This is a genomic window from Salinicola sp., assembly GCF_982684285.1.
Window position 1 is genome coordinate 1 of the sequence record NZ_CEXLVS010000339.1, and the last position, 3,476, is coordinate 3,476.

Sequence of the window (3,476 nt, forward strand, 5' to 3'; positions counted from 1 at the left end):
TTCGCCGATTTTTGCCTTGTCTTGCCTTCGCTCGCCGACTTTTCGTACAAACCCTCGGTCGGGCCCGCCGCTTCAATCGGCGGGCCCGTTCCGTCTCTGGCGGATGATTGCCGTGGTGCTGGCGTCAAGGCTTGGGGAAGCGACCGTCTTTTTTTGAGTGTCCGTCTTTTTTGTGAGTCGATGCATCTGACGTGATACGAAAGGCGTATTGGGGTAGTGATTCGTCCTGCAAGAACTAAGATTCTCAATAAATCATCGTGGCACGCCGGCTGACTCGCCGTTCCTTGCTCATGTCATCAAGCGCGATCACGATGATGCCCATCAAATCCGACGATGTTTTCGTACTGAAGAGCCGAACTATGATTGCACCGAACCTGCCTCAGCAGGAGACAGAGCGCTTGAGTTTCCTGCACGACCTACAACTGCTCGATTCGAACGCGGACGAAGGCTTCGATCGGTTGACGGAGCTGGCAACGCAAATTTTCGACGTGCCCATGTCGCTGATCACGCTGATCGATGAAGATCGCCAGTGGTTCAAGTCGCGCCAGGGTTTGAGCGTGTGCGAGACGCCCAGGCGGATCTCCTTCTGCGGTCACGTCGTGGCCGACGGCCAGCCGATGGTGATCAACAACGCGCTGCGGGATCCCCGGTTCTCGGACAACCCGCTGGTGACGGGGGCGCCCTTCATACGCTTCTACGCGGGCTATCCGCTGTTCGTGGCGCCGGACATCTGCGTCGGCACCCTATGTCTGATCGGCACGCTCCCGCGTACGTTCGAAGAGACCGACATGCGTCGAATGAAGCTGCTCGCCGCCCAGGCCGAGGAGCTGATTCATCTCCACGTTCTGCGTGTCCGTGCGAATCTCGCCAGGGTGCCGGTTTCAGGTGCGAGCGGTGATGTCGTCTAGCCATCGTCGGCGGGAAGGCACAGTAGCGTGGGCGTCTCGATCGGGGTGATTGGCGCCCGGAAGTGGGCGTTCAGCTCGGGCAGCAGTTCGCGCACGAAACGCAGGAAGAGTTCCGTCACCGGCGTCGGGTAGCGGTCCTTGGGATAGACCGTGCACCACGAGCGCCTCAGCGGGAAGCCCGGGATCGTCGGGCTCGCCAGCAGGCCGGAGGCGAGCTCCAGTTGCACGGCCAGTCTCGGCAACACGGCGACGCCGAGATGGGCCATGACCCCCTGCTTGATGGCCTCGTTGGTGCCGAGTTCGATGGTGTGGTGCAGTGAAATGCGCTCCCGCGCCGCGAAATCCTCGAACGCCGTGCGTGCCCCGGATCCCGGCTCTCTCATCAGCAGGTAGTGCCTCGCGAAATCCTCGAGCGTGGCCTTGTCGGCGGTCACCAGCGGATGGCCCGGCCAGACGACGGGGATCAGTTCGTTGTCCAGAATGGGCATGAAGACCAGGTTGGGATCGTCCGGCACCATGCCCATGATCACCAGATCGTCCCGCCTTTCCGCCAGTCGCTCGAGCGCTTGCCCCCGGTTGCAGACGCGCAACCGAATCTGAACCTCCGGGTAGCGGGCGCGAAAGCGAGCCAGGATGTGCGGCACCACGTATTGAGCGGTCGAGACGGCGGCCAGGTTGAGCTCGCCGCGGATGGTGCCGGCCAGCTCCGACAACTCCATCTGAAGGCTTGAGACCTGACCGAAGATCGACTGCACCGAGGCGGACAAGGCGTCGGCGGCGGGCAGGATGTGGAGGGTCTTGCCGGCATACTTGAACAGCGGCTGGGCCAGGGCCTGCTCGAGCTGTCGGATCTGGGCGCTGACGGCGGGCTGTGTCAGGCCAAGTTGCTCGGCGGCGCGCGAGTAGGACTGCTGCCGATGGACGGCCTGGAACACCTGAAGCTGACGGAATGTCAGGCGATTGAGCAGGTTGGGTCTCGACATTCGGTACGCTCTCGCGGTCAGGTATAAGGTGGAGCTTATAGGTTGGCAAAAAAATATCAATTTTTCTATTGGGTCCCGGGTGGCTAGCGTAGAGCAGAAGAGAACCAACGCTTATCCGACAACCGGGAGAGCTTGCGGTGTTTAAGAAGCTGCTGATCGCCAACCGTGGCGAGATCGCCGTGCGTATTGTACGGGCCTGCGCCGAGATGGGCATCCGTTCGGTCGCGATCTATACCGAGCCCGACCGATTTTCGTTGCACGTCAAAGGCGCCGACGAGGCGCATTTCGTCGGAGAGGAGCCGCTGGCGGGCTATCTGGACCCGCGGCGTGTCGTCAATCTGGCGCGCGAAACCGGTTGCGATGCCATTCACCCCGGCTACGGTTTCCTGTCCGAGAGTGCCGAGTTCGCCAGGATCTGTAGCGAGGCCGGAATCGCTTTCGTCGGCCCGAGTGCCGAGGTCATCGCCAAGATGGGCGACAAGACGGCGGCGCGAGCGGCCATGCGCGAAGCCGGCGTACCCATCACGCCGGGATCCGAGGGCAATCTTGCCAACCGCGAAGAAGCGCTGACGGTGGCGGAGGAGATCGGGTATCCGGTCATGCTCAAGGCGACCTCCGGTGGCGGCGGGCGGGGCATCCGCCGCTGCGATACGCCCGAGCAACTGACTCAGGCCTGGGACCGGGTGATCTCCGAGGCGACCAAGGCGTTCGGCAGCGCCGAGGTGTTCATGGAGAAGTGCGTCGTCGATCCGCTGCATATCGAAGTCCAGGTGCTGGCGGACGGTCACGGTGGCGTCATTCATCTGTTCGAGCGCGACTGCTCGATCCAGCGTCGCAATCAGAAGCTGATCGAGATCGCCCCCAGTCCCCAGTTGACCCCGGAGCAGCGCAGCTACGTCGGCAAGATGGCGGTCCGTGCCGCCAGCGCGGTGAGTTACGAGAATGCCGGCACCGTGGAGTTCCTGGTCAAGGACAATGAAGTCTACTTCATGGAGATGAATACCCGGGTCCAGGTCGAGCACACCATCACCGAGGCGATCACCGGGGTCGACATCGTTCGCGAGCAATTGCGCATCGCTGCGGGGGAGAGGCTGGCCTACCGCCAGGAGGACATTCGCCATCAGGGCTACGCGATCCAGTTCCGGATCAACGCCGAGGATCCCAAGAACGACTTCCTGCCCAGCTTTGGCCGCATCACGCGCTACTACGCGCCCGGCGGCCCCGGCGTCCGCACCGATACCGCGATCTATACCGGTTACACCATCCCGCCATACTTCGATTCGATGTGTCTCAAGCTGATCGTCTGGGGCATGACCTGGGAGGAGACGCTCAACCGGGGCATCAGGGCATTGAACGACATGCGCCTTCAGGGGGTGAAGACCACCGCGCCGTACTATCAGGAAATTCTTCGCCACCCTGCGTTCCGCGCTGGCCAGTTCGATACCGGGTTCGTTCCCGCCCATCCGGAATTGCTCAACTACTCCGTCAAGCGCAATCCGGAGGAGATCGCCCTGGCGATATCGGCGGCCATTGCAGCTCATGCCGGGCTCTGAGCGCGGCCAACTCGGAATACGACGAATCGATC

The 3,476-nt window shown here is 62.3% G+C and carries 4 protein-coding genes; 3 read left to right on the forward strand and 1 reads right to left on the reverse strand.

Annotation, left to right across the window (positions count from 1 at the left end):
- Both AC3AYF_RS19405 and AC3AYF_RS19410 read left to right on the forward strand, forming a co-directional pair.
- The coding region (locus AC3AYF_RS19405) for a hypothetical protein (RefSeq protein WP_487780213.1) at nt 1-195 on the forward strand (195 nt) is incomplete at its 5' end.
- A 164-nt stretch (nt 196-359) separates the two neighbouring features.
- Nucleotides 360-908, forward strand: coding sequence for a GAF domain-containing protein (locus tag AC3AYF_RS19410; RefSeq protein ID WP_295037358.1), 549 nt, complete (start codon nt 360-362; stop codon nt 906-908).
- Here the strand turns inward: AC3AYF_RS19410 and AC3AYF_RS19415 are convergent.
- Entirely contained in the window at nt 905-1,891 is a 987-nt protein-coding gene (locus tag AC3AYF_RS19415; RefSeq protein ID WP_295037361.1) for a LysR family transcriptional regulator, read from the reverse strand. The two genes, AC3AYF_RS19410 and AC3AYF_RS19415, sit on opposite strands and share 4 nt — an antisense overlap.
- 137 nt (nt 1,892-2,028) lie before the next feature.
- Here AC3AYF_RS19415 and AC3AYF_RS19420 point away from each other — a divergent pair, with 137 nt between their 5' ends.
- On the forward strand, nt 2,029-3,444 hold the full coding sequence (locus tag AC3AYF_RS19420) for an acetyl-CoA carboxylase biotin carboxylase subunit (RefSeq protein ID WP_295037363.1): 1,416 nt from the start codon (nt 2,029-2,031) through the stop codon (nt 3,442-3,444).
- The last annotated feature ends 32 nt before the right edge of the window (nt 3,445-3,476 follow it).